This window comes from Campylobacter concisus, assembly GCF_003049735.1.
Taxonomy (GTDB): domain Bacteria; phylum Campylobacterota; class Campylobacteria; order Campylobacterales; family Campylobacteraceae; genus Campylobacter_A; species Campylobacter_A concisus_AN.
On record NZ_PIRM01000008.1, the window covers coordinates 1 to 24,242 of the forward strand.

The 24,242-nt window shown below is 37.1% G+C and carries 26 protein-coding genes, 1 tRNA gene and 1 pseudogene; 8 read left to right on the forward strand and 20 right to left on the reverse strand.

Annotation, left to right across the window (positions count from 1 at the left end):
• Positions 1-153: 153 nt before the first annotated feature.
• Complete coding sequence (locus tag CVS97_RS08810; protein WP_107785808.1) at positions 154-528, reverse strand: RidA family protein; 375 nt, start codon at positions 526-528, stop codon at positions 154-156.
• A gap of 96 nt (positions 529-624) precedes the next feature.
• Between CVS97_RS08810 and CVS97_RS08815 the strand changes: the two genes are divergently transcribed.
• Positions 625-1,098, forward strand: coding sequence for a cysteine permease (locus tag CVS97_RS08815; RefSeq protein WP_107785809.1), 474 nt, complete (start codon positions 625-627; stop codon positions 1,096-1,098).
• Positions 1,099-1,130: 32 nt separating this feature from the next.
• On the opposite strand, the gene CVS97_RS08820 is transcribed toward CVS97_RS08815, so the two are convergent.
• From CVS97_RS08820 to CVS97_RS08830, 3 genes are all read right to left on the reverse strand, one after another.
• Positions 1,131-1,691, reverse strand: a complete 561-nt coding sequence (locus CVS97_RS08820; protein WP_084109801.1) for a Fe-S-containing hydro-lyase — start codon at positions 1,689-1,691, stop codon at positions 1,131-1,133.
• 9 nt (positions 1,692-1,700) lie between these two features.
• Positions 1,701-2,546, reverse strand: a complete 846-nt coding sequence (locus tag CVS97_RS08825; RefSeq protein ID WP_107785810.1) for a fumarate hydratase — start codon at positions 2,544-2,546, stop codon at positions 1,701-1,703.
• Positions 2,547-2,786: 240 nt separating this feature from the next.
• Entirely contained in the window at positions 2,787-4,097 is a 1,311-nt protein-coding gene (locus CVS97_RS08830; protein ID WP_234401439.1) for a hemolysin family protein, read from the reverse strand.
• Between the two features lie 201 nt (positions 4,098-4,298).
• Between CVS97_RS08830 and CVS97_RS08835 the strand changes: the two genes are divergently transcribed.
• Entirely contained in the window at positions 4,299-5,612 is a 1,314-nt protein-coding gene (locus tag CVS97_RS08835) for a sodium-dependent transporter (protein ID WP_085658562.1), read from the forward strand.
• Between the two features lie 44 nt (positions 5,613-5,656).
• Here the strand turns inward: CVS97_RS08835 and CVS97_RS08840 are convergent, their stop codons facing one another.
• The gene (locus CVS97_RS08840) at positions 5,657-6,103 is read right to left on the reverse strand and encodes a DUF411 domain-containing protein (RefSeq protein ID WP_107785812.1); all 447 of its coding nucleotides are present in this window, start codon (positions 6,101-6,103) and stop codon (positions 5,657-5,659) included.
• 108 nt (positions 6,104-6,211) lie between these two features.
• On the opposite strand from CVS97_RS08840, the gene CVS97_RS08845 reads away from it, so the two are divergent.
• The 4 genes from CVS97_RS08845 (at position 6,212) to CVS97_RS08860 (ending at position 8,905) form a co-directional block, all read left to right on the forward strand.
• Positions 6,212-7,180, forward strand: coding sequence for a putative transporter (locus CVS97_RS08845; protein WP_103582375.1), 969 nt, complete (start codon positions 6,212-6,214; stop codon positions 7,178-7,180).
• Between the two features lie 315 nt (positions 7,181-7,495).
• Entirely contained in the window at positions 7,496-8,350 is an 855-nt protein-coding gene (locus CVS97_RS08850; protein WP_234401438.1) for a M48 family metallopeptidase, read from the forward strand.
• Between the two features lie 214 nt (positions 8,351-8,564).
• On the forward strand, positions 8,565-8,774 hold the full coding sequence (locus tag CVS97_RS09485; RefSeq protein ID WP_234401437.1) for a GNAT family N-acetyltransferase: 210 nt from the start codon (positions 8,565-8,567) through the stop codon (positions 8,772-8,774).
• A gap of 43 nt (positions 8,775-8,817) precedes the next feature.
• Positions 8,818-8,905, forward strand: a tRNA-Ser gene (locus CVS97_RS08860).
• A gap of 177 nt (positions 8,906-9,082) precedes the next feature.
• Here the strand turns inward: CVS97_RS08860 and CVS97_RS08865 are convergent.
• Entirely contained in the window at positions 9,083-9,253 is a 171-nt protein-coding gene (locus tag CVS97_RS08865) for a hypothetical protein (protein ID WP_234401436.1), read from the reverse strand.
• On the opposite strand from CVS97_RS08865, the gene CVS97_RS08870 reads away from it, so the two are divergent.
• Positions 9,234-9,518 carry a hypothetical protein gene (locus tag CVS97_RS08870; RefSeq protein ID WP_107785813.1) on the forward strand — a complete coding sequence of 95 codons (285 nt, stop codon included), beginning with the start codon at positions 9,234-9,236 and terminating at the stop codon, positions 9,516-9,518. The two genes, CVS97_RS08865 and CVS97_RS08870, sit on opposite strands and share 20 nt — an antisense overlap.
• Positions 9,518-9,730, forward strand: a complete 213-nt coding sequence (locus tag CVS97_RS08875) for a molybdopterin biosynthesis protein MoeB (RefSeq protein WP_180379452.1) — start codon at positions 9,518-9,520, stop codon at positions 9,728-9,730. Before CVS97_RS08870 ends, CVS97_RS08875 begins: the two co-directional genes overlap by 1 nt.
• Positions 9,731-9,737: 7 nt before the next feature.
• Here the strand turns inward: CVS97_RS08875 and CVS97_RS08880 are convergent, their stop codons facing one another.
• The 14 genes and pseudogenes from CVS97_RS08880 to CVS97_RS08945 form a co-directional block, all read right to left on the reverse strand.
• Positions 9,738-10,271 carry a chemotaxis protein gene (locus CVS97_RS08880; protein ID WP_107785814.1) on the reverse strand — a complete coding sequence of 178 codons (534 nt, stop codon included), beginning with the start codon at positions 10,269-10,271 and terminating at the stop codon, positions 9,738-9,740.
• Positions 10,272-10,359: 88 nt separating this feature from the next.
• Positions 10,360-12,473 (reverse strand): annotated as a pseudogene (locus tag CVS97_RS08885) (TonB-dependent siderophore receptor).
• A complete protein-coding gene (locus CVS97_RS08890; RefSeq protein WP_107785815.1) occupies positions 12,454-13,554 on the reverse strand; it encodes a PepSY-associated TM helix domain-containing protein in 1,101 nt (366 codons plus the stop codon). Before CVS97_RS08890 ends, CVS97_RS08885 begins: the two are co-directional and overlap by 20 nt.
• Before the next feature lie 400 nt (positions 13,555-13,954).
• Entirely contained in the window at positions 13,955-14,296 is a 342-nt protein-coding gene (locus CVS97_RS08895; RefSeq protein WP_234401435.1) for a tetratricopeptide repeat protein, read from the reverse strand.
• Positions 14,297-14,496: 200 nt separating this feature from the next.
• Positions 14,497-15,324, reverse strand: a complete 828-nt coding sequence (locus CVS97_RS08900; RefSeq protein WP_107785817.1) for an ABC transporter permease — start codon at positions 15,322-15,324, stop codon at positions 14,497-14,499.
• The gene (locus tag CVS97_RS08905; protein WP_103579996.1) at positions 15,317-15,970 is read right to left on the reverse strand and encodes an ABC transporter ATP-binding protein; all 654 of its coding nucleotides are present in this window, start codon (positions 15,968-15,970) and stop codon (positions 15,317-15,319) included. Before CVS97_RS08905 ends, CVS97_RS08900 begins: the two co-directional genes overlap by 8 nt.
• 9 nt (positions 15,971-15,979) lie before the next feature.
• Complete coding sequence (locus CVS97_RS08910; protein ID WP_103644287.1) at positions 15,980-16,879, reverse strand: NapH/MauN family ferredoxin-type protein; 900 nt, start codon at positions 16,877-16,879, stop codon at positions 15,980-15,982.
• 2 nt (positions 16,880-16,881) lie between these two features.
• Positions 16,882-17,343: a c-type cytochrome gene (locus CVS97_RS08915; protein ID WP_103601060.1), complete on the reverse strand. Its 462-nt coding sequence runs from the start codon at positions 17,341-17,343 to the stop codon at positions 16,882-16,884.
• Entirely contained in the window at positions 17,343-17,891 is a 549-nt protein-coding gene (locus CVS97_RS08920; protein WP_084109872.1) for a c-type cytochrome, read from the reverse strand. Before CVS97_RS08920 ends, CVS97_RS08915 begins: the two co-directional genes overlap by 1 nt.
• Complete coding sequence (locus CVS97_RS08925; RefSeq protein ID WP_107785818.1) at positions 17,888-18,565, reverse strand: 4Fe-4S dicluster domain-containing protein; 678 nt, start codon at positions 18,563-18,565, stop codon at positions 17,888-17,890. The genes CVS97_RS08920 and CVS97_RS08925 overlap by 4 nt, the downstream gene beginning before the upstream one ends.
• Entirely contained in the window at positions 18,558-19,814 is a 1,257-nt protein-coding gene (locus tag CVS97_RS08930; protein WP_107785819.1) for a nitrous oxide reductase family maturation protein NosD, read from the reverse strand. Before CVS97_RS08930 ends, CVS97_RS08925 begins: the two co-directional genes overlap by 8 nt.
• Complete coding sequence (locus CVS97_RS08935) at positions 19,807-20,562, reverse strand: cytochrome C (protein WP_072595072.1); 756 nt, start codon at positions 20,560-20,562, stop codon at positions 19,807-19,809. The genes CVS97_RS08930 and CVS97_RS08935 overlap by 8 nt, the downstream gene beginning before the upstream one ends.
• 83 nt (positions 20,563-20,645) lie before the next feature.
• On the reverse strand, positions 20,646-23,234 hold the full coding sequence (gene nosZ / locus CVS97_RS08940) for a Sec-dependent nitrous-oxide reductase (RefSeq protein ID WP_107785820.1): 2,589 nt from the start codon (positions 23,232-23,234) through the stop codon (positions 20,646-20,648).
• Between the two features lie 12 nt (positions 23,235-23,246).
• A complete protein-coding gene (locus CVS97_RS08945; protein WP_107785821.1) occupies positions 23,247-24,065 on the reverse strand; it encodes an ATP-dependent protease in 819 nt (272 codons plus the stop codon).
• Positions 24,066-24,242: the final 177 nt, after the last annotated feature.

The window sequence follows — 24,242 nt, forward strand, 5'->3', positions numbered from 1 at the left end:
AATTTTAGAAAAATTTTTTAGGTGCTTAAAAATTTTAAATTGTGTATTTTTATTATTAGGTTTATAGGGTTTAGTTTTTGAAATATAAATTTGGAGAGTTTCTGCTCTCCATCATTTAAACATTAAATTATGTGAACTTTTACACAATGTATATTAATAAGCCGCGATAAGCTCTATTTCCACAAGTGCGTCTTTTGGCAAGGTCTTAACAGCTACTGTACTTCTGGCAGGATAAGGCTCTTTAAAAAAATTAGCATACACAGTATTTACTTTAACAAAATCTGCCATATTTGCTAGAAATATTGTAGTCTTTACAGCATTATCAAAAGTAAGTCCTGCTTCAGCCAAGATATTTTTTAAATTTTCAAGTAATTGCTCAGCTTGGGCCTCTACACTACTACCTGCAAACTCACCCGCTGGTGTGACACCAAGCTGACCTGAGATAAACAAAAATCCATTTGCACTAATAGCTTGAGAATATGGTCCAATCGCTTGTGGAGCATTTTTTGTTGAGATTTGTTTTTTCATATTTTCTCCTTTTGAAATTTTTTAAAATCCTACTATAAATTTTCTAAATTTTTAGTCTCCAAAAGCTATAATGGACAAAATTTCAAAAGGATGAAGATGCAAAATATACTCGCACCAAATGAGTTTTTAAATGATTATGTGCTCGGTGCTGAGTTGGCTAAAAATGCCGGCATCTCATCAAATGCTTATCTTTTTTGGAAAAACGTCATAAGCGCTAAATTTGAAAACTCAAGAATAGTTTTTCTTAGAAAAAATAGCATTCCAATCAAATTTCAAAAAATTATAAAAACCTGCACACCTTTAAATGGCCTTATTCCAACAGGCGTATTTTGCTCTTTTACCTCGCTTGCTCCTTCTCATCTTGTAGCAAAAAATGGCTCTAAGATCTACGAGCTCTTTAAATTTCATGAGATTTGCGGTATCAAATTTATAGACTTGAAGAAATTTTATGATGATTTTAATCTTAGCTATTCTTATAGAATTTACATTGAAAAGTGCAAATTTTTCTCACCTGCTCCATTTGAAAAACGTATAAAATTAACTGAAACGATGTGTCTTGGATATTACTAAAGTCCGCTAGCTAGCTTGCTAGCGGGATAAATTTATATCTTTTTGTAAGGTGCTTGGCCAACTTCGTAGAAGTTATTACCCTCGCAGTCAATGGCAACTATTGCTGGGAAATCCTCAACTGTAAGCCTAGCAACTGCCTCTGGTCCTAGTTCTGGATAAGCTAGCACTTCATATTTTTTGATACTTTGGCTAATGAGCGCTCCTATGCCACCGATAGCAACCATATAAACACAGCATGATTTTTTCATAGCCTCGACTACTGCGTCACTCCTGTAGCCTTTACCGATCATACCATTTATACCAACTTCATTTATCATAGTTGGGGTGTATTTATCCATTCTACCACTTGTTGTTGGGCCTGCTGCGCCGATAGCTTGATTTGGCTTGGCTGGAGTTGGTCCGACGTAGTAGATAGTCTCACCCTTTAGTTCAACTGGTAGTTTTTCGCCGCGTGCCAATGTTTCAGTAAGTGCCTTATGTGCAGCGTCACGAGCCGCTATGATAGTGCCTGATATTAGGACATTGTCGCCTGCTTTTAGGCTTTTTACCACCTCTTTATCAAATGGTGCTGTTATTCTTTTTACTTCTGACATTTTCTCTCCTTAAAGTTCGGCATCTGCGTGGCGTGCAGCGTGGCAGTTGATGTTTATAGCAACAGGAAGACCTGCTATGTGGGTTGGATACCACTCGACATTTACTTTAACAGCAGTAGTATCACCACCAAGTCCTTGAGGACCAACACCAGTTTTACAAGCAAGCTCTAGTAACTCGTCTTCTAATTTGGCATATCTTGGATCAGAATTTTTACTATCGACTGAACGAACTGCTGCTTCTTTTGCCAAAAGTGCTGCCTTATCCATCGTACCGCCTATGCCAACGCCTATTGTTAGTGGAGGACAGGCATTTGGTCCAGCGTATTTTACAGCCTCTAAAAAGACTTTTTTTACACCCTCTATACCATCAGCTGGTACAAGCATTTTTAAAACCGATTTATTCTCACTACCAAAACCTTTTGGAGCCACTTTTATCTTTAGCTTATCTCCTGGTACGATTCTAGTGTGAATGACAGCTGGAGTGTTGTTTGTGGTATTTTTTCTCTCAAAAAGTGGCTCAGCAACGACTGACTTTCTTAGGTAGCCCTCAATGTAACCTTCCGCAATGCCCTCATTTATCGCATCTTCAATATATCCACCCTCAATATGCACATCTTGGCCGATCTGCACAAAAACAACCGTCATACCGGTGTCTTGGCAGATAGGCGCAACGCCCTCTTCTGCTAGCTTAGCATTTTGTAAAATTTTACCCAAAATGTCTTTGCCTAGTGACGAACTTTCGTTACTTTGAGCCTTTGTAAAAGCAGCCTTTAAATCTGGCGTCACGACATAACAGGCCTGTTTGCAAAGCTTGGCAACGACTTCTCTTATATCTTTTGTATTTATTATTCTCATCTTTACTCCTCGTAAAAAACAATTTTTAATTATATTAACTATATTTAAAATTTAAGATTAAATTTTCCTGCTGGATATCTACTCGAAAAAATTTATATGAGTTTATTTACTTGACTACAACTAGAATACTTGTCTAAAACAAATTTAATGAAATAAGTGGTGGCGAAATTGAGTCTAGAGCATCACAATATTGATAGAAATTTACATAGCATGGCTTATTTAAGCCATAAATATATAAATTTAAGACTGAATGCTCTCCTCTTCATTTTTTATCTTTTTTCTAACTTTTACGCGTGAGATACTAGCTCCATCCATCTTTCTTACTTCGTAATAGCAGTTTTCATCCTCGATCTTATCACCTACAACTGGCAAACGACCGATTAGATTGAAGACATATCCACCGATTGTAACTTGATCTGTCTCTTCATCAAAGCTTATACCAAGAACCTCTTCTACGCTCTCTAGATCATATCTGCCTTGAAATTCATAAATATTGTCATTTATCTTTTTATAGTGTTGATCGACTTCATCGTGCTCGTCATTAAAATCACCAAGCACCTCTTCCATTATATCTTCCATCGTAAGAAGTCCGGCTGTACCGCCGTACTCATCGACTACGAGTGCAGCTGAAATTTGCTCTTTATTCATCATTACAAGCACTTTTGAAATAGAAAGGCTCTCAGGCACGATGACAAATTTACGAACAATTGAGTCAAAGCTCTTCTCTTTATCTTTGCTAAAGTGGAGCTGCAAAATATCTCTAATGTGTATCATGCCCAAAATAATATCTTTTGAACCGTCTATATAAGGAAAGCGAGTATATTTTGACTCAAATACAACTTGTAAATTCTCTTCAAAGCTCTTTTGTTTATTTATGCAGATCATATCGCGCCTTGGCGTCATGATCTCTTTTGCGACTGTGTCACTAAAATCAACTGCATTTTTAATGATCTCAGTCTCAAAACTATCAAGCACGCCACCCTTTAAGCTCTCACCAACGATGATTTTTATCTCTTCTTCAGAGTGCGCTAGTTCATTTTCTTTAGCTGGCTGGATGCCTAAAATTTTAAGTCCAATAGTCGCTAAAATATCAAAAAGCTTAATTACAGGAGAAAATAGCACCCAGAAAAAGTGAAGTGGACGAGCAATTTTTAATACTGAAGTCTCGGCCTTTGCTATAGCAACTGACTTTGGCACAAGCTCGCCCATTACAACGTGAAGTAGCGTAATAAGCGTAAATGCGATCGCAAAACCAACTGTATGAACTAAGATATCACTAAAGTTGAAAACATTCTTAAGTGGGGCTTCTATGAGTCTTGCGACTGCTGGTTCACCGATCCAACCAAGGGCAAGTGAGCTTAGTGTGATGCCAAGCTGAGTGGCACTAAGATAGGTATCAAGCTTGTTTGACATCTCAAAAGCAAGCTGAGCGTTTGGTTTTTTCTCTTTGATAAGCTCTTCAAGTCTAGACTTACGAACTTTAACAAGAGAAAATTCTGATAAAACAAAAAAGGCATTTAGTAAAATGAATGCAATGGCAAGTATTACCATTAAAAGCGAATTATCGCTACTGGGGTTCAATTATGATCCTTAAGAGTTAAAAATTTTTGCCTGATTATAGCGAATTTATATTTAGCGGTCAAATTATCCACGCCCAAAAGTAACAACATTTCTTAAATTTAAGATTTATAAAAAGTTCTTAAATCATATTTTGATAACATTGTTTTCATCACTAAATTTATGGATTTTACAATGAGCAAAAAGAATTTTTCATCGCGCTGGGCATTTATATTGGCCTGTGTTGGATCAGCAGTTGGCATGGCAAATGTCTGGGGCTTTCCTTACAAACTTGGCACAAATGGTGGTGCAGCGTTTTTACTCATCTATGTTTTTTTTATAGCTCTTTTTTCATATGTTGGTCTAAGCGCAGAGTATGCGATTGGCAGACGTGCAAAAACTGGTACGCTTGGATCATATAAATATGCTTGGCAAAGTAGAAATTTAGGTGTATTTGGCAGTATTATTGGCTGGCTTCCGCTTGCTGGCTCACTTTGTATAGCTATTGGCTACGCAGTTATCATCGCCTACGTACTAAAAGCCCTTACTCAGGCACTTACTGGCTCATTTATGAGTGTTGATACGAACGTTTGGTTTAACTCATTTGCACTTCAAGATTACTCAGTCTTGCCTTATCATTTTATCATCGTTGTTGGCACGCTTCTTACACTATTTTTTGGGGCAAAAAGTATCGAAAAAACAAATCAAATAATGATGCCACTGTTTTTTGTATTATTTAGCATTTTGGCTATAAATGTCGCGATGCTACCAAATGCATTTGATGGGTATAAATTCCTTTTTATTCCTGACTTTAGTAAGCTTGCGGACCCGATGGTATGGGTTTCTGCGATGGGTCAAGCCTTTTTCTCACTCTCTATCACAGGATCTGGCATGATAGTTTATGGAGCGTACCTTTCAAAAGATGAAGATATCGTTGAAAGTGCTAAAACAACGGCCTTTTTTGATACTATCGCAGCTCTTGTGGCGGCTCTTGTTATGATCCCAGCGGTCTTCGCCTATGCTATGGATCCAGCCGAAGGTCCAAAGCTACTTTTTGTAACGCTTCCAAAAATTTTACAAAATATGATCGGTGGACAAATTTTTGCCATTATTTTATTTACAGCTGTTATCTTTGGCGGTATCACCTCGCTTCAAAATATGTTTGAAGTAGTCGCCGAGTCACTAATGCATAAATTTCCGTTTCTTAGTAGATTTTGGACACTCACGCTACTTTGTGCAGTTTGCTTTGGCATAGGAGCATTTATGGAGCCTATTAGCAGTTGGGGGCCTTGGATGGACTTTGTGTCGATCTATATCATCCCAATTGGCGCGGTAATCGGTGCTATTTCTTGGTTTTGGATTATTAAAAAAGAAGAAATTTTAGACGAGATAAATTCTGGAGCAAATAAATCTTATGGTAATTTCTGGTATTTTGTAGGCAAATTTATCTACGTTCCGCTAACATTTTTACTTTGTATCATAGCCGTAAGTAAGGGAATTTCTTTTTAATTTTAGCTCACCAAAAAATGAGCTAAATTTAAAAATTTTTGAAGTTATCTTAGTTTTTTTGTGCCGATGTAAGTGGCAAAAATTTCTTGTGAGCCATCTTTTTTAAATAAAATAACATCGTATTGTTCAGCTTTACTGCCTTGCTCCATACCTTGGCTCTCCATCGGCATACCAGGTACTGCGATACCAACTACGTCTTTTGGCTTAAGCTCTAGTAGGCGTTTTACCTCATCGGCTGGGACATGACCTTCTATGATATATCCATTGATAATTGCTGTATGGCAGCTTGAAAGCTCTAGCGGCACGTTAAATTCTTTCTTAACTTTAGCTATATCATCTACTTTTATGACCTCTTCGCTAAATCCAGCCTTCTGCATCGCCTCACCCCAGCTAGTACAACATCCACAAGTCGGGCTTTTATAGACCTTCATATCAGCCGCGAACGCAAATGTTGCAAAAAAGCCAAGAGCCAAAAATACTAATTTCTTCATCATTTTCCTTTACGTAAAATTTGCAAAATGATATAGCTCACATTTAAATTTTATATAAATGCTTAATATTGCTTGCTATAATTCGCCAAAATTTACAAAAGGCACTTTATGTTTTCATCATTTTTTAAAGATAAAAAATGGGCACTCTGGGCTTATGGCGGAGCGATATTTATCATCTTGCTTCTTGTCTATCAAACGCACCTAAATGTCCGTATAAACGAGTGGTATAAAAATTTCTACGACATCGTGCAAAACTCAAAAGATCATGATGTAAGTGAGTTTTGGCGAGAAATTTTTAACTTTATAAAAATCGCTATGCCTTATGTCGTGACTTACACTGTGATCTCGTTTTTTGCTAGCCACTGGGTCTTTCGCTGGAGAGAGGCGATGACGTTTAGATATCTAAAATTTTGGCAAAACTGCAAAAGTGACATCGAAGGCAGTTCGCAGCGTATCCAAGAAGATGTCTACCGCTTTGCTAAAATAATGGAAAGCCTTGGCGTGCAGGTTTTAAGGGCGATTATGACGCTAATTGCCTTTATACCAGTGCTTTGGGAGCTAAGTAAGAGCGTAAGTTTGCCTTACATCAAAGATATCGAGGGCTCGCTTGTTTATATCGCTTTAATAATTAGCATCGGTGGCCTGATTATTTCGTGGTTTGTGGGCATTAAACTCCCACATATCGAGTATAACAACCAAAAAGCAGAAGCAGCATTTAGAAAAGAGCTGGTTTACGGTGAGGATGATAAGTCTAAATTTTGCCAGCCAAACGTCATGCTAGAGCTTTTTACGGGCGTAAAGTTAAATTATTATAAACTATTTTTGCACTATGGCTACTTTAACCTTTGGCTCATCTCTTTTTCACAAATTCTTGTCATCGTACCTTATGTCATCATGGGAAATGGCCTATTTAGCGGCGTTATCACACTTGGTGTGCTTATACAAGCCAGCAACGCTTTTTCTCAAGTTAGAGAGAGTTTTAGCGTCTTTATCGATAACTGGACGACTATAACAGAGCTAAGATCTGTAAATAAACGTTTGAGAGAGTTTGAGAGAAATATAAACTATAAGGCGTAGGGGTTAAATTTAGGATATAGCATCTAAATTTTGAATTTATGCGGTCATAAACCAAGCAGCGCGCTGAATGCGCTTTGTCATCAGGCAAATTTTAAAATTTATGAGCGAGCATATCACGGCTCTAAATTTAGTGGCGAGTAGCTACGAGACCTAAATTTAGCAGTCTGCTAAGGCGAGTAAATAAGATTTTAAAATTTGCAAAAAAGTAAATTACTATTTTCGATATCACAAAAATTAATTTTCTCCCCTCACATTTAACAATGCATATCCGACTCAGGCTATAATACGCGAAATTTTAGTCCAAAAAGGATAAAAATGAAAAATTTTATACTTACTTTATTAGTGTCCAGTTTGCTCTTCACTGGCTGCTCAAGCGTTACAAAAGCAGGCGTTGTTGGTGCTGATCGTAAGCAATTTATGCTAGTCTCATCAGAAGCTATGGAGCAAAGCTCAGCCCAAGCCTATGTCAAGACGCTAACAGCTGCTAGAAGTAAAGGCGAGCTAAACGTCGATCCAATCCTTACAAAAAGAGTTCAAGATATCGCCAAAAGACTCATCGCTCAAACTGGCGTTTTTAGAGACGATGCACTAAAATGGAAGTGGCAAGTAAATGTCATTAATGAAGATACGCTAAATGCTTGGTGTATGCCAGGTGGCAGGATTGTAGTTTATAGCGGCATCATAAAAAGGCTAAATTTAACAGATGCACAGCTAGCTGCAGTCATGGGGCACGAGATCGCACACGCTCTTAGGGAGCACAGCAGAGAGCAAGCAAGTGCTGATCAGATGAAAAGCATAGGTATCTTTGCAATAGCTACAGCTACTGGCCTTGGCGATCTTGGAGCTAATGCTTTAAATTTAGCTAGCGAATACACCATATCTCTGCCGTTTTCTCGCTCGCATGAGACCGAGGCTGATCACATCGGTACTGAGCTAATGGCAAGAGCTGGATACGATCCAAAAGAAGCGGTCGAAGTCTGGGTAAAAATGAGCAAGATGAGTGGCGGAAAGGTGCCTGAAATTTTAAGCACACACCCATCAAACGAGAGCAGGATAAAAGATCTAAAAGAGATCGCAGTAAAGCTTGAGCCGATCTATCAAGCAGCCAAAAAAAGGCTAGGCTTCAAAAATTTGAGCGATCTTGAAATGGTTGCTCAAATTTATAATTAGTGTATTTTAGAAAAACTGCAACTGCTGATATGCAGCCAGTTGGCATGAGTGAGCGAGAGACTTGTTTAAAGCTCATAACAACTCTCACCTAATCTTTCTCTATAAAGAAAATGGTGAAAATTTAGGCTGGTGTTCACTTAGTGATTTTAATCCTAAAATAGCTTACAAAATAAGTGTATAAATAAGCATCCATGTAGCCAAAAAGGCTCTTGACATGGGCATTAGCAAGCAGCTTTTAGCCCACAGCCTAGATGAAGTAAAGAAGCTAAATTTAAAAAATATCATCGCACTAATCTTTAGCAAAAATAAAGCAAGCCTTGGGCTATTTTTAAAATTTGGCTTTGAAAAATGGGGTGAATTGCCTGGCGTTTGCCTGATGGATGGCGAGTATAAAGATGTCGTCATCTTGGGGCTAAAGCTCTAAAAGCCAAGCATTAAGCAAATGAAGATATAATCACCTTCTTCTTGGGTAGATGTCCGAGCGGTTTAAGGAGCACGCCTGGAACGCGTGTGTGGGGCAACTCACCGAGAGTTCGAATCTCTCTCTACCCGCCATAAAACTATCTATAACTTAAAGTCTACTGACCTTTATTTTTATTGCTTAAAACATTGGCACTAAGCAAAAGACTACTTTTTTAAAACTTACTAAAATCTTGCCAATTATCTTTTACTTTTGTCATAGTTAGGCATATAACTAGCATCAAATTTGCTCCATTCTAGAAGAAATTTTAACTATAAAATTCTATTTGCCTTATCGACAGCTACGAACGCCCAGTGCATAAATTCTTGCCTTGGTTTGTATTTGCCGCTGTTAAAATACTCCGCTAGCCGCGCCTCCTCCGTTTCGCTTAGCTCGCCGCCAAGCCCCCAGCGCCTCTTTTGTATGAGCTCCTGCGCGCTCACTGGTATAGGGCTTAGGCTTAGCGGCGATGATGGCAAGATAAGGGGCAAATTTAAACTAAATGAGCCAAAGCTAAACGTTACTAAGCTTACAGAGCTTCCATTTATCGAGGCGGTTTTGGATAAGAATTTTAAAGAGTTGGCAAAAGATGAGATAGATGGTACTTTAAAGCCTATATTTTGGCATCACAAGGCAACTTTACTCGTGCAAAAAGACAAAAATGGTGAGTTTAGAAATTTAAATATAAAAGAGCTTCGGGAATTTTGATGATGCAAAATTTCAATGAGAAAAATGAGTTTAAATACGGCAAATTTAACTACGAAAAAGCTCATAAAATAGCCCAGAACTGCGCTAAATTTAAGCTAGATAGCGACGAAGAGGAGACGAGCTGTGGGGACGAGAAAAGCTGCTACGACTGCGCATTTAGGCGCTGGAGTAAAGATAGCTTCATCTGCATGGCACAAGCTAGCAAAGGCTAAGCTAGCTCTACGCGACCATTTTTTTATCTTTAAGTTTTCCGCCACGTTTATGCTTTAGCTCACCGCAAAATCTCTTGCCAAATTTCGCCTCTATTATAAGAACCAGCACGAAAAATATCTTTTCATCATTCATTCGTGCGATCTGGCGTAGAGTTTGGCTAGCGTCATTAAATTTAACTCCATTTTTACGTAAAGTTTCGCAAAAAATGGCCTCGTCAAAGCCCAACATTTGTGAAATTTCAGTTATGCTGTATGGCTCGAGCGATGCGATAATTCGGTCCATGTTGCAAATGCTTGGATTTTTACTGCGCGTTAGCACATCCATTGTTTCATTTATTAGTTTTACTAGTTTTTTTCTGCGATTTATAACGTGAAGTGTTGCGGCAAGCAATATTAAAAAACCTGCGATTTTATGGGCATTTAGTAAGTACTCATTATATTCGCCAAGCGCAAAATTTACACCAGAAAATGCGAGCATACAAAGCCCTAAAATAAGAACTAAAACAAGACAGAATTTATAAATAACCTCTACTTTAAACATGGTACTCATCCTAAAATATATTTTTCTAATTATACACTTTAGGAGTTGAAATTTATCACCAGCTTATTTAGCTGGTGATTTAATTAGATTAAAAATTGTAGTTAAAGCTTAGATTAAATGTGCGTGGATCGCCATAAACCATCATGTTTTTACCGATACCCTCGTAGTATTTTTTGTTAAAGAGATTGTCGATATTTAGCTGCACATCAAGGTTTTTAGCAAATTTATAACCAAGCATTAAATTAGCCAAAGTGTAGCCTTTTTGTGCGATTTCATCTGCGCCTTTGCCAGTATAAATTTTGCTCTTATACATAGCTCCAGCCCCTACTCTAAAGTCTCTGATCTCATACTTTGCAAATAAATTTGCCGTGCTTCTTGATGAGTCAGTGGCGTATTTCTCGCCATTAGCATCTTTTGCGTTAAAGTGCGTTGCGCCAAAGCTTAGGCTTAAGTTTTTAGTGATCTCGCCATTTAGATCTAGCTCGACACCCTTGCTTGTCACACCCTTGCCAGATTCATATATTTTGGCATTTGTTGCTGGATTTATCTTGCCAGTATCTATGCCAAGCTTGTCTTGCACGATCTTAAAGACGCCAAGACTTGCTTGAAGTGCCCCGTCAAGATACTCGCCTTTAATGCCCACTTCATAGTCCTTGCCTTGGATCGGATCAAGGTACTTGTCATTTGCGCCCTTTACACTTTGAGGTTTAAATATGCTCGTATAGCTGGCGTATAGAGTGTGATTTGCTCCGATGTTATAAGTGATGCCAAGATATGGCGTGATCTCATTTGTGAAATTTCTATTATCTTTGCCGCCTTCGATCTCGTATTTGTAGTAGCTCACCCTAGCACCTAGCAAAAATTTAAGCTCATCAGTGATTGATAGTTTATTTGCCGCATAAAATGCCTTTTGTATCGTTTTGTCTTTGTTGTTTTGATCTTCGTAAGGAAACTTTGGATCATCAAGGTGTAAATTTTTAAAATCAATCCTGCTTCTAGCTGTATAAGCAAGGCCAGCTGACGTAGTCCTTTGCAGCCAGTAGCTACTTACCTTATCGCTACTTTTTTATAGTTGTTATACATCGCACCAAAGACAAACTCATGAGATAAATTTGCTAGCTCGTAAGGGATATTTGCGTATGCATCGACATTGTGGATATTCTCCTCTCTTTTGTTTGCATAAGCGCTAAGACCACCTATGTTGCCGGTGTCATCTAAATTTACCACTCCGCCGTAGTAGAGTAAATTTGAGTCAGTGTTTGCCCGCCTAAATGAGTAGCTTAAATTTAAGCTCGCTTCATTTTCAAAGTAGTGCTTAAAATCAGTGTAAAAATCAAGCGTTTTTATATCCCATCTAGTCCAAGGCTGAGAGAAAATTTCATTTTTACTAAAATTTGTCCTAGAGCCATCTGTATAAAAAGCTGGCATACCGCCCCATCTAACCCCGTGGCGTCTTAGCTCTTGATAAAACGCACCAAGGCTTAGCCATGAGTTATCGCCTATATCGCTATCTACTATGCCATAAATCGCGCTATTTTTGCGGTTATAATAATCCATATAAGAGTGCGACTTCTCATGCATAAAAGATAGCCTTGCTCTAACGCTTCCACTCTCATTTAAAGGTGTTTGCACATCGCCATTTGCGCCGTATCTATCGTATGAGCCAACACTTACGCCAAAATTTCCTTTTAGCTCCTTTGAGTCTGCCCTTTTTCTTATGAAATTTAAGCTTGTAGATGGGCTGCCAGCGCCTGCAAGTAGGCCATTTGCCCCTTTTACCACCTCAACTCTTTCATAAGGTAGCAAGCTCATATCATTTGCGCCAAGGCTAAAGCCACCAAAGCTAGGCATCGAATCAAGCAAGTAATAATCTATCTTAAAGCCACGAGCCGTCGGATATACGCGCTAGTCCCATTTATTTAGCGTAACGCCTGGGATATTTCTAAGAAGCACTTGATAGTCCTTGATACCTTGATCTTTTAGCCTTGCTTCTGTTAGCACAGTTAGCGACTGAGGCGTTTGACGAGATGTTAAATTTAGCCTAGTTGTGCTCTTTACAAGCTCTTTTGCAAAGTAGTTTGCGTCGTCTCTTCGCTCGCTTTCTACGACATCAACTGCTTCTAAAATTTTATCGCTTTGGCTAGCAAAAATTTGAGGTTGCATCAAATTTAATGCAACCAAACTAATTAAAAATTTTTTCATTTTCTCTCCTTTTAAAATTTCTTTTAATCCACAAATAAAGCCCTGAAATGCTCAAAATAAGCGGTGAAATACCAACTAGAAACCAGATAAATTTTGTGATTTGGTTGTAGTTACCAAAGTGCGATTTTCTAAATGTTGAGAGAATTTCTTCGCTTAGATTTGTATTTTTTATGTCCAAAATACTTACTAATTCGCCGCTATTTTTATCGTAAGTTAATATGCTTGAATATTCGTTATGCAAGAAATTTTGATCTTTTACATAGCCAAAAAGGCGTATGTTTGCTCCTTGCATAAAGGGCAGTGAGATGAAGTGTGGCTCAAAGCCAGCAAGATCATTTTTTGAGCGGGCTACCAGCTCGTCAAGAGATAGGCTTTTGTTGTAAATTTTTGCATCTATAACGAAGTCATTTTTAAACTCTGGCATGCGTGCCATTTGAAATTCCCACCAAACACCACTTATGCAAATGAGCAGTAAAATAGGCGTAGAAAAAATTCCTATCATTTTATGAATGTCGCTCATAAAAATATTTAGCCTATTTACACGAAGCCTAAGTAGTGTCAGCCAAAATTTTCTATAAATCACGAAACCACTTATGCAGATAAAAAACGTAAAAATAGCGGTTAGAGTAAGGATAACGTAACCGCTCTTTTCTAGAAATAGCGACTCATGAAGCTCGGTTAAAACTCCAAAAAATCCCTCATCATGTGCGAGTGGCTCGCTCTTTATCTTACCGCCAAAAGCGTCAAAATAGATAAATTTCCACTCTTTTTGACTATCATTGTGCTCGATTAACCAAATTTTGTCGCATTTTTTAGGATTTGCATCGATATTGATGCCGACCATCTCGTAGCCGTCAAGCTCGCTTGCGATGATCTCTCTTTGCTCATCAAAGCTGATCCTTTTGCTTAAATTTTCTTTGTTTAAATTTACATTTACGACATTTGGGGCAAGAAGGCTGTTTATCTCATTTTTATAAACGAGGATCGCACCGCTAAAACAAACTACTGCAAGTGGAATGAAAAATAAAAGAGATAAATAAGTGTGCACTTTATAAAAAAATTTTTGATTTAGAAATTTCACTTTGTTTTAAAGCCTTTTAGTAGTAGGTTTTGATAATGGCTCGCAATCTTACACAAAATTTACTTTGATAATATCTAAAACTATTATCAATTATGATTCCAGAAAAGAAAAATTTTTATAGAATGTAAATTGAAAAAAAATAAATAGATTTGATTTTCAAAAGAATAAACAACTCCTCTTTGTGTATACGAAAAGCCAGAAAAGGGGGAAGCAAAGACTTATCAGTTACAAAAAGGAGGGTCCATTTAGGACGATGAAATAGTATTATTTAAGCATAAATTTTAATAAAATTTTTAGTTAATAAAAAAGAAATTCCAAGTAATACTAAAGTAAATTTAACTTTAAAGGGGCAATATTTAAGAAATTTCTTTTAATTAGTGCAAGTACAAAATTAAAATAGCTAATTTTTAGGCACAAGCTCTAATACATTGCAAGCTCGCTTGCTACCCATCTTGCAAGCTTTATCAAGAGCATTTGCAGAAAGATCGAAGCTTTGCTCAGTGCCATTTCCTTGAAGATACTTTGTCGCTAGCTCGTAGCAAGCCTCACTACCACCATCATCGCAGAGCGATCTAAATATCTCAAAAGATTTTTGCGTATCTTTTTCTATGCCAAGACCACGCCCTAGCATATCTGCATAGATAAAGCAAGAAATTTTATCTTTATTCTCACACTCACTTGAAAGCTTTTTTGTAAAACTCTCGCAAGCTTTAGTGTTACTTTTATTAATACACTCTTGCATATTTATATCCCAGTTTGCATTCAAAGATAAAGCAGCAAATGCTAAAATAAAATAGATTTTTTCATAAATTTGTTTGGAAGAAGTTAGCTCCCTTTGGGGGAAAGGGAGCTATTACAAAAAGGAGGTTTCTTGTTGGACAAGTAGAATAATACAAGTTTCGTCTAAATTTAAAACCAACTTTTCTTTAACAAAAAACAATCTCAAACCAAATCTTTTTTGCTAAAGGCAAAATAGCCACAAACTAGCAAAATAATGCCTAATAAGAGCGGATAAATAATCGCATAAGCTACAAATGTCGCTTTTGGAAAGGTGCTTAAAATAAAATAAGATGCAGTACCGATAACTGCTAAATTTGGATCAAAAAGACTAAGTGCTGCTATCCTGAAAAGCTCTATCGGATTTAGTATAGCAATAGCGTAAATAACGTACTCATCAACCGAGCTTCGCATAAGAAGCCCAATTAATGCTAGATCAATAAATGCAAGCATTATAAGCCAGAGTAAAAACGCCACACCTTGGCCTGTCTCTTGATTTTTAATCACGCTTGAGATAAAAAATCCAAGCGATAAAAAAATGATACTTAAGCTAAAAAGTAGCCCAAAATAAAGTGTTAATACACTCCAAGGTATTGCAACACCTTTTATAAAACCAACAATAATACAAAGCAAAAGAGCAAACAAAAGTGGTACAAAAACAACAAACGTTCGGCCCAGTGCCTTACCAAAGTAATACTCTCTAAGGCTTAGCGGGAAGCTAAGGATGTATTCAAGCAAATTTGTATCTCTATCTTGATTTATGCTTCTTACGGTTGAGATGAGAATAAAAATAGGCACAATGATGACGCAAATTTGAATAAACAAAAGCAGTGCTCTAGTAAGCCCAGAAAAGCCGAGCACACGTGAGTCGGTCACGCCGCTAAATAAAAATCCTATCATCAAAGCAGAAAAAAGCACAGCATATATCACAAACCATCTTGAGCGAAAAGACTCTTTTACATCAAGCTTTGCTATTAAAAAAAGATTATTCACCCTTGCTCCTTAAATTTTCTTCTTTGATTATCTTGCCAAGATCCATATAGACGCATCTATCTAATAAATTTGCTATCTCATCGATACGGTGTGAAATAAAAACAAGTGTTTTGTTTTGTGTAAAATTATCAAGTAAATTTTTAAAAGAAAGCCTTGCTTTTACGTCAAGATTTGCCGTTGGCTCATCAAACATCAAAATTTCACTATCCTTAGCAAATGCGATGGCTATTAGCATCTTTTGTTTCATGCCGCCAGAGAGCTTATAAAATGGTTTATTTAAATTTGCATGCAGATCAAGCTCTAAAAGCTTGCTAAATTTCTCAATCTCTTCAAATTTTACATTTGAGCTTTTACAAACAAACTCACAAAGCTCGCGTAGGTTAAATTTAAGTGGTGGTGGGGTTTGTGGCACAAATGAGATAAATTTCAAAGCCCCTTTTCTATCTTTTAGAGTATTTACACCATTTATCGCGATACTTCCGCTATTTGGGATAAACTCGCCTAAAATGATACGCATGAGCGAGCTTTTGCCAGCTCCATTTTGTCCAAGTATTGCTATTTTTTCACCAGATTTTACGTTTAGGCTAACATTATCAAGTATCCTTTGCGAGCCAAAAATTTTAGTTACTTCTTTTATATCTATCAAAAATTTTCCTTATATGAGTTTTTTAAAGCCGTTGTCAAATTTCAGCGCATCTTGATGACACACATCAATACACCTACCACAAAGCGTGCAATCAGCGCCAGCTATCCTAAAGATATTTTTGCTCTCGTCAAGCTTTGCTCCCTTTTTTGTCATAAAAAGTACGTGAGGCACTAGACAAACATCGGTGCAAACTAAGCAGTGATCACATTTTTCTTTATCCCAGCTAACTTTTATGGCATTTGGTTTAGCTAGCACCGAGTAAGTAGCTCCAATAGGACAGACATATCTACACCAAGCTCTACGTGAGAAGAAAATTTCAACCATAAGCATAGCCACAACAAACCAAATAGCATGAAAATAGCCATAGATAATAAATCTTGAAAAAATCCCAACAACATTAAAAATTTCAAATGTAAGGCTTGCACTAGCAAAGCTAAGGGTTAAAAATAAAATGGTAAAAACATATCGCCACTTTGTGTCAAAAACTCGTGGTTTTACTATCTTTTTGGCGCGTAAATTTTCATGGATCTTCTCAGCTATTTCACTTATTAACGAATAAGGACAGATCCAAGAGCAAAAGCCTCTACCACCAAAAATGATATAAAATGCCAAGATACTAAGTGAGCCAATTATTAAATTTACATGGATTTCATGCGTCGCCAAAAAGACTTGCAGGCTCATAAAAGCATCTGCCAAGTGAAAACCAAATATCCTTGAGGCACTGATGTCGCCTTCTAAAATTTGTATATCAACTCTATATGAAAGTACAAATAAAAGATGGACTAGAATAATGCTAAAAATACGCCAAAAACGTATACTAGGACGCTTTTTGCCATCTTTTGTAGTTGTGATTAACGTGCTTAGAAAGCTTACATTTCTAATCGTCGCACGAGTGTTATATTTGTCCATTTTTACTTTTTAAATTTAGAAATTTCATCTGCAAGGCTTTCAAGCTCGCTATCACTAACATTTGTAAGTAGGCCCTTCATAAGTGAGTTTTGCACCTTGCCAGCTTTATAATCAGCTAGCTTTTTAAGCAATTCATCCTTACTTAGATGCGTTATATCAGGAGCTACGACACCTTTTGCATTTGCACCATGGCACGGAGCACAAGTTGTTAGATACTGCTTGCTAACGCCTTCATTGTGCACTTTAGCCACACTTAGACTTAGCTCTTTTACCTTTTTTAGCTCATCTTCGCTGGCAAATTCTTCACTAGACTTTGGCTGCTCTTTTGTAAAATTTTGCTCTACTTTTGGCTGAGCATTAGTTGTTACCTTTTCCTTTTTAGGCGGAGTCTGGCTTAACATAAACACCATGATACCGCAAATTGCTACCGCTAAAATAATGGTTATAATCTTTCCTACTTTCATTATTTGCTCCTAAATTGTGTATTAAAATCACTGATTTCTTTAGCTAAATTTCTGATTTCACTATCATCCATTTTTTTAACAAGATCTCGCATCAAGACATTGACTTTCTCTTTATTTTTATAAGCATTTATCATTGTATAAATTTCATTTTCACTTTTTGTTAAAAGTGATGGCCCGATGATGCCATTTGCATAATCATCGTGACAAGCTGAACATTTTGTAATGAAATTTTTGCTAAGTCTGCCCTTTATAAGTCTTAAATTTATAGTTTGAAGAGGGGTTCTTACCATTGCTAAAGCCCCGATTTGACGGCTTACGTTATTATCTTCAAGTCCAAATTTTACGCTCTTTTCGCCGTGCATATCGTATTTTATGAAGTCATTTTGTTTATTTGTGCTTTGGTTATTTTCTTTTTTTTCAACCTTTATGCTAGCACTCGTGGCTACATTTATTGGTTGCTCGCTAGCTGCTTTTTGCGCTTTGTCATCGCTCTTTTCACAGCCGACAAATAGCAAAGCAGCAGCCACTAAAGACATTATTAATCTCATTCTTTCTCCTTATAAATTTCATCATAACTCATTTTTGGGGCAATATTTATAATTTTTACAGGGCAAACCTCAGCACACACCCCACACCCAACACAGCCATGCTTTATGAGTGGCAAATTTGCTTCGCTCATTACTATTGCATTATCGCCAACTGGGCAAATGCTGACGCAAAGGTCACAAATTTGACCGATTTTGCCTTTTATCTTATCTTTTTCTGCCTCTTCTCTATCGTTATAAACTTTGCGAACAAGCAAATCTTCAACGCTATCTTCGCTTAGTTTTTCTCTTTTTAGGCACATACAGGCATTTGCATTACTCAAGACAGCAACGCCCATTTTCACATCATCAACAACTTTTGTAGCATGATCTAACGCACCGCTTGGACAGGCGAGCACACATGGAAAAAGATCACATAAATAGCAACCTCTCTTTTTAGGATCGATGTATGCTGTACCATTTGAATAGCCATCTTTTATATCAAGCAAACTTATACTGTGATAAGGGCATACCTGCACACACTGACCGCATTTAACACAAAGATCATCGAAGTCATCAACTGCACCTGGTGGTCTAAGATAGAGTTTGTCACCGCTACTTTTTGGCAAAATTTTACCTATGCCATATCCTGCAGCAGCTGCGACTGAGCCTAAGATTATAAATTTTCTTCTATCCACGTTTTACCCTTAACGCGTTAAAATTTGAAGCATCAAGTGGTTTTATCCTTGGCGTGCTATCTTCAAGTAGCTTTACTGGCTCAGAAAATGGCGCGAGTTTGGCTAAAAAATTTAAGATACTAAAGACACTTGAGCCATAGAAAAACTGCAAATTCGGATAATACTGCCAAAGCTGATCGGCATACGATAGATGCATAAACGGCGTATCGCCATAGCCATCTTTATCTCTATCGAAGCTCTCATACTCATCATAATAATTTTTACTCCACCGATTTAATGCCATTTTATCGCCTGGAGTGTCGTTCGCAACGATATCCATATTGCCTATAAAATCATTATTTTCAAATATGCTTGTCCCCTGAGTGGCGTGAAAATATACGCCAACTACGTTGTGTAAAATTTTATTGCCTAAGAAATTTATCGTTGAGCCTGGCTGAAACGGCGAGTTATCAAGCAAAATTCCTCTCGCATTATAGATAAGTGTATTATTTTCGATAGTAAAATTTGAAACATCTTTTAGACCAATACCAATACCAAAAGCGCCGTCACTATCCATAACAAGATTATTTTTTATATTTGAGCCAGCCGAATACATAAAAAACATTCCGACTGCATTGCCGATAAAATCATTGTTTTCGACTAAATTTTGATTTGCGTACATAAAATGAAGCGAATATCTGCCGCGGATCGCTTTATTTTTTAAAAATTTATTGTGACTTGCATACCATGCAACCATATCGCGGCTATCATAAATATAATTGCCTTCTATTAAATTTTCATGGCTATACCAAAGTCTAACCGCATCACCTCTAAAGCCAAGACTGGCCCCCTTTTTAGAAGTGATGTTATTTTCAGTGATCTTTGAGCTGCTGCACTCTTTAAAATCAACCCCAAAAAGCACGTCACTCAAGTCATTTTGCGTAATCAAGACATTATTTGCTTTATCACAGCCAATGCCAGCATCTAGCTCACCAAGGTCATTTCCGCTACCACTTATCTTTAAATTTCTAAGCGTAACATTTGAGGCAATAATCTTTACAACTGTGCCTTTACCATTTCCTTTTATGTGAGCGTTTTTGCCCTCACCAACGATACTAAGCGGCTTATTTATAGTTATACTTCCTTCATAGATGCCGTCCCCTAGCTTTATAACATCGCCAGGGCTAGCGTTGTTTATTGCATCTTGAAGGATATTTGCAGAGCTAAAAATAGGCAAGAAAGCAAGGGCAAAAATAAAAATTTTACGCATTTAGCTCTTTTTTCTTTGAAAATACTGCAAGTATGCAAAATACACTCATAGCGATCATAACCCAAAATCCGATACTTGGATAAGAGTGAGTTGTAAATTGTGCAACGCTACCATCGCCTAAAACTGTTGGCATAAATGGTTTAATCTTAAATGCGCCCCACTCTTGCATATTGTGTCCATACCAATAAAGCCATCCTGCAAATGCGCTCATAAATAGCACAGGCGCGATAATGGTTGGAACCATAAGAAGTGAGTTAAATTTGCCATTGTAATACAAAAATGCAAGCATACAAAGCGTTGAAATAAGCAAATAATAAGGTGCTATCGCTCGCTCTAAATTTCCGCCATGCTCCATAGGATACATACCAATGTAGTGATTTATCGTATTCATCTCATGCACGTCACCACTATATCCATCTACGTGAAAATATACAGGAATTCCATCAGGAAAGGCTGATTTTGGATAATTTGGAGCTTCAAGAGAGACGTACCAGATAGGAAAAGATGGCGTACCAATCTCTGCTTTTTGTTCGATCATCTTATGAAGATCGCTTGCTACATCTTTTGATAAAAGGTGATTTTTATACTGAAATGAGCTATAAAGATTATAGATACCGTAAGTATAAGATGGTAGTTCATCACCATCAGCTATACGCTCTTTTGCTCCGTGCCAACCAAGAACAGGCAAAGTAAAACAAACAGTCATTAAGACAAGTGCAACAATGGTATAAATTTTATATTTACTCATGATCTCTCCTTTAAATTTTAAAATTTCATCTGCTAAAAATAAAATTTTAAAATTTAAAAAGGGGCAAAACGCCCCTTTAAAAACTACATACCAGCGTTTTCATCTACCCATTTTAGGTATTCGATGATATTTTTGATCTCTTCATCACTCATATGCTGATTTGGCATTCTAAGATTAAAGTAATCAATCATTGATTTAATGTAGTCGTCATTATAGAACTTGGCAGGATCTTTGATAAATTCTGCCACCCATTTTTCGCCGTTTTCATGTCTTAGTAAAACACCAGTTAGGTCTGGACCTGAGCTTACTTGACCGATAACGTGGCAACCATTACATCCGCCTTTTAGATAAGCCTCTTCACCTTTTGCAGCAGCTGGACTCATCGGAGTTGCGATCTCTTTAGCTAGATTATTTTTAGCTCTTAAGCCAACGTCGGCAGTTTTAACCATGTATTGCCATACTTGGTACTCCCAAAGGATAGCGCCGTTTACGTCGCCTTTTTTGTAAGCTTCGTCAGCTTTAGCTTTTACCTCTTTGATATGGCCGTATTGATCAAGTGCGTCATCAACTAAAGCTTTTACTTTTGGATATTTCTCATAATGTTTCTCTTTTAGGTATTTAACAACCTCTTGGATAACATCGTCAGTTGCCTTATTAGTTGCGATTACTTTGTCATATTCAGCTTTTAAAGCTTCTGGGCTTAGAGTTTTTAGCTTGTTATTTTTTGCAGATTCATATTTTTTACTTGGATCTTTAACAAGTAAATAGCCCATCATCTCTAGGTGGAGCGCTGAACAAAACTCGGTGCAGTAGTATGGGAAGACGCCTTCCATATCAGCTACAAAATTTACTGAAGCAGTTTTGCCAGGCTCTAGTGAAGCGTGAATGTTGTAAAGGTCGATGCCAAAGCCGTGAGTCTCATCTTGAGCGCGCTCTAGGTTTGTTAGGTGAATTGTTACATTATCGCCTTTATTTACTTCGATGTGCTCTGGGTTGATGTGGCTTCTGATCATTGTCGCATAGACAGTTACATTTTTGCCATTTCTTTCAACTCTTTCTTGACCAGCTAGAGTTGCATATGGGCTAGCCTCGCCTGTTCTTGAGTTTGTACCCATGTTGTAAGTAAGCGCTGGGCTTAGTTTGCTAGCAGCTATTGAAACAACATCGTGTGGCTCGCCAAGTGGGATTGGCATATCATAGATTAGGTCCATTTTTGCACCAGTGATATCTATTAGCTGGTGATTTTGTGGGTGAAGTGGACCAACTGGGCTAAAGCGATCGATTGAAAGTTTATCAAGAGCGATTGCATATTTGCCAACTGGTTTTGCTGATTTGCCTTCCATTGTATCAAGGTGGCCGATATTGTAGTGAACATTTATCTTATCAAGCACTTTTAAATTTTTATAGTCCCATTTTACGATTTGACTATCAACGTAAAGTGAAGTATAAAGTACGCCATCTTGTGAGTCAAATGATGTATGCAGTGGTCCAAGGCCAAGTTCGACTTGTCCGTGCATTGACTTTTCTCTATCTAAGATAGGAATTCCGTATGGGTCAGTGCCAGCATACTCTTTTTTATCAATTAGCTCTTTGATCTTTCTAAAGTCATAAACTGATGCGTGAGTATCAAGCTTACCGCCAATAATAATGTATCTACCATCTGGGCTTACGTCACAACCATGTGGACTCTTTGACTCTGGGATCAAAAATAGCGCACCTGCTTTTACAGCAGCATCTATTGTAACTACCTTGTGGCCATTTATAACTTTATAGTTTTTCTTGTCTTGAACAAGTTTTTCTAAAATTTTCCAGTTATAAACGTGTAAGAAGTCAGTGTCATTTCTACTTGCACCTGCTTCAAATGGAGGAAGACCTTTTTCGATACCACCAGTATACATCTCAGTATTTATTGAGTTTGTAAAGCCCCAGCCGTAGCTCTCACCCTTACCAGCGTCGCTTAGATCTTGCCAGTATGGTGGAAGCTCAAGAGAGAACGACTCTTTCTCATCGATCTTGCCTTTTGGATAGTCAAATTTCCAAAAAGTTACAGCACCTCTATAGACTGCTTCATAGTCGTCTATTGAGTGGTAGTTGTTATCAAGTGGAGCTGCATATTGACTAGCTTCGATAACATACTCGCTATTTGGAGTAATGAAGCTACCGCCGTGCTCACTCTTCATAATAGGGTTTACAACGATTTGAGTTGTCTCAAAGTCATGCAAATTTATAACTGCGATTCTTGGGTTAGCTTTATCGTTGATAAATAGATAATCACCAACATACTCACCATTTTTCTCACTGAAATTTGGGTGATGTGTATCGCCCCATGTTATCTCTTTGCCCCTGATGTTGCCTTGTTTCAAAACAGCTTTTGACTCATTGTCATAGCCATATCCTTGCCAAGGCTCTGGCGTGAAAACGCCGATGTATTTATAAATTCTCATCGACGGAACGCCATAAACTAGCACTTGACCGCTTTGCCCGCCAGATGAAAAGACGATGAAATCATCTTTTTTACCGCTAGGCTGATAAGTTTTAGCAGCTGCAAGAACATCTTTTTCGCTTAGCCCGCGCTCTTTCATGACTTTTTCAAGGTCACTACTAGCAGCACAAGCAGTAGTTAAAGATAGCCCAAGCAACGCAGCACTTGCGACACAAAATAACTTTTGCATTTACTCTCCTTTTTAAAATGAATTTATCTCTAAACTCTTTATCTCATTGTCTAAATTTACGCCATTTAAGACGCCTTTATCTATAAAAATTCTTTTTATCTCATTGCTAAAAAGAACCTTTTGTCCTTTTAGTTTAAGATCTTTGTCAAATTTATAAACTACTCCATCCCCATCGCCTATAAAAATTTCATCCTCCATACACGCAAGAGCTGAAATTTTAGATTTTAAAACTTGCTTTTTAATTCCACTTTTAAAATCTAAAATTTCTCCATCTCTAAAGCCAAGCAAAATATCATTCCCCTTAAATTTACAGGCGCTAAGCGGAGCAAAGCCAACACGTTTTTTCTCTTTTAAATTAAGCTCTTTATCAAGCAAAAATGCTTTGCCATTAAAGCTCGTAAAAAATAGTTCGTCATCAATTGGCAAAAGACTTGAAATTTTATAAACATCTTTATAATTTTTAGTTAAAAGTTTATTTAGGTTTTTATCAAAAACGCCTATGCTGACTTCATTTGCCATATCGCAAGCTACGTAAATTTTATTTTTAATTGCCGTAATTTGTGAAATTTTACAGCCGACATTTGGCATAGCAAATAAGAAATTTCTCTCATTTGCCACTTCAATAATCTCATTGTTTAAATTTGCGATATAAAAGAATTCTCCATCATTTCCGCACTCTTGATTTTTATAAATCGTATCTTTTAGATCCAAATTTTTAATCTGCCCATCTTTTATAAAAACAATGCTTTGGTTGCTTTCATTAATAAAGCAGCCTAATTGCTGGGTAAAAGCTGTTATCAAAAACAAACTTATACAAAGCAGAAATCTCATAATCCAAGACACTTTCATCATAAATTTAATAAGCAAAAAAACTATACATACTTAACTCTTAAAAGCAAATTAGCGATTAATTTATTTTTTTAAGCTTTTAAAGAAAAATATCAATAAATTTTTTTAAATTTCATTATTTACATTATATAGACATTATGATTTAATCAATACTAATAT

What these genes read in the sequence shown, in the direction of transcription:
- CVS97_RS08810 (WP_107785808.1), bottom strand. Translation starts at nt 528, where the DNA reads ATGAAAAAACAAATCTCAACAAAAAATGCTCCACAAGCGATTGGACCA.
- CVS97_RS08815 (WP_107785809.1), top strand. Translation starts at nt 625, where the DNA reads ATGCAAAATATACTCGCACCAAATGAGTTTTTAAATGATTATGTGCTC.
- CVS97_RS08820 (WP_084109801.1), bottom strand. Translation starts at nt 1,691, where the DNA reads ATGTCAGAAGTAAAAAGAATAACAGCACCATTTGATAAAGAGGTGGTA.
- CVS97_RS08825 (WP_107785810.1), bottom strand. Translation starts at nt 2,546, where the DNA reads ATGAGAATAATAAATACAAAAGATATAAGAGAAGTCGTTGCCAAGCTT.
- CVS97_RS08830 (WP_234401439.1), bottom strand. Translation starts at nt 4,097, where the DNA reads ATGGTAATACTTGCCATTGCATTCATTTTACTAAATGCCTTTTTTGTT.
- CVS97_RS08835 (WP_085658562.1), top strand. Translation starts at nt 4,299, where the DNA reads ATGAGCAAAAAGAATTTTTCATCGCGCTGGGCATTTATATTGGCCTGT.
- CVS97_RS08840 (WP_107785812.1), bottom strand. Translation starts at nt 6,103, where the DNA reads ATGAAGAAATTAGTATTTTTGGCTCTTGGCTTTTTTGCAACATTTGCG.
- CVS97_RS08845 (WP_103582375.1), top strand. Translation starts at nt 6,212, where the DNA reads ATGTTTTCATCATTTTTTAAAGATAAAAAATGGGCACTCTGGGCTTAT.
- CVS97_RS08850 (WP_234401438.1), top strand. Translation starts at nt 7,496, where the DNA reads ATGAAAAATTTTATACTTACTTTATTAGTGTCCAGTTTGCTCTTCACT.
- CVS97_RS09485 (WP_234401437.1), top strand. Translation starts at nt 8,565, where the DNA reads ATGGGCATTAGCAAGCAGCTTTTAGCCCACAGCCTAGATGAAGTAAAG.
- CVS97_RS08870 (WP_107785813.1), top strand. Translation starts at nt 9,234, where the DNA reads ATGAGCTCCTGCGCGCTCACTGGTATAGGGCTTAGGCTTAGCGGCGAT.
- CVS97_RS08875 (WP_180379452.1), top strand. Translation starts at nt 9,518, where the DNA reads ATGATGCAAAATTTCAATGAGAAAAATGAGTTTAAATACGGCAAATTT.
- CVS97_RS08880 (WP_107785814.1), bottom strand. Translation starts at nt 10,271, where the DNA reads ATGTTTAAAGTAGAGGTTATTTATAAATTCTGTCTTGTTTTAGTTCTT.
- CVS97_RS08895 (WP_234401435.1), bottom strand. Translation starts at nt 14,296, where the DNA reads ATGCAAGAGTGTATTAATAAAAGTAACACTAAAGCTTGCGAGAGTTTT.
- CVS97_RS08910 (WP_103644287.1), bottom strand. Translation starts at nt 16,879, where the DNA reads ATGGACAAATATAACACTCGTGCGACGATTAGAAATGTAAGCTTTCTA.
- CVS97_RS08915 (WP_103601060.1), bottom strand. Translation starts at nt 17,343, where the DNA reads ATGAAAGTAGGAAAGATTATAACCATTATTTTAGCGGTAGCAATTTGC.
- CVS97_RS08920 (WP_084109872.1), bottom strand. Translation starts at nt 17,891, where the DNA reads ATGAGATTAATAATGTCTTTAGTGGCTGCTGCTTTGCTATTTGTCGGC.
- CVS97_RS08930 (WP_107785819.1), bottom strand. Translation starts at nt 19,814, where the DNA reads ATGCGTAAAATTTTTATTTTTGCCCTTGCTTTCTTGCCTATTTTTAGC.
- CVS97_RS08935 (WP_072595072.1), bottom strand. Translation starts at nt 20,562, where the DNA reads ATGAGTAAATATAAAATTTATACCATTGTTGCACTTGTCTTAATGACT.
- nosZ (WP_107785820.1), bottom strand. Translation starts at nt 23,234, where the DNA reads ATGCAAAAGTTATTTTGTGTCGCAAGTGCTGCGTTGCTTGGGCTATCT.
- CVS97_RS08945 (WP_107785821.1), bottom strand. Translation starts at nt 24,065, where the DNA reads ATGAGATTTCTGCTTTGTATAAGTTTGTTTTTGATAACAGCTTTTACC.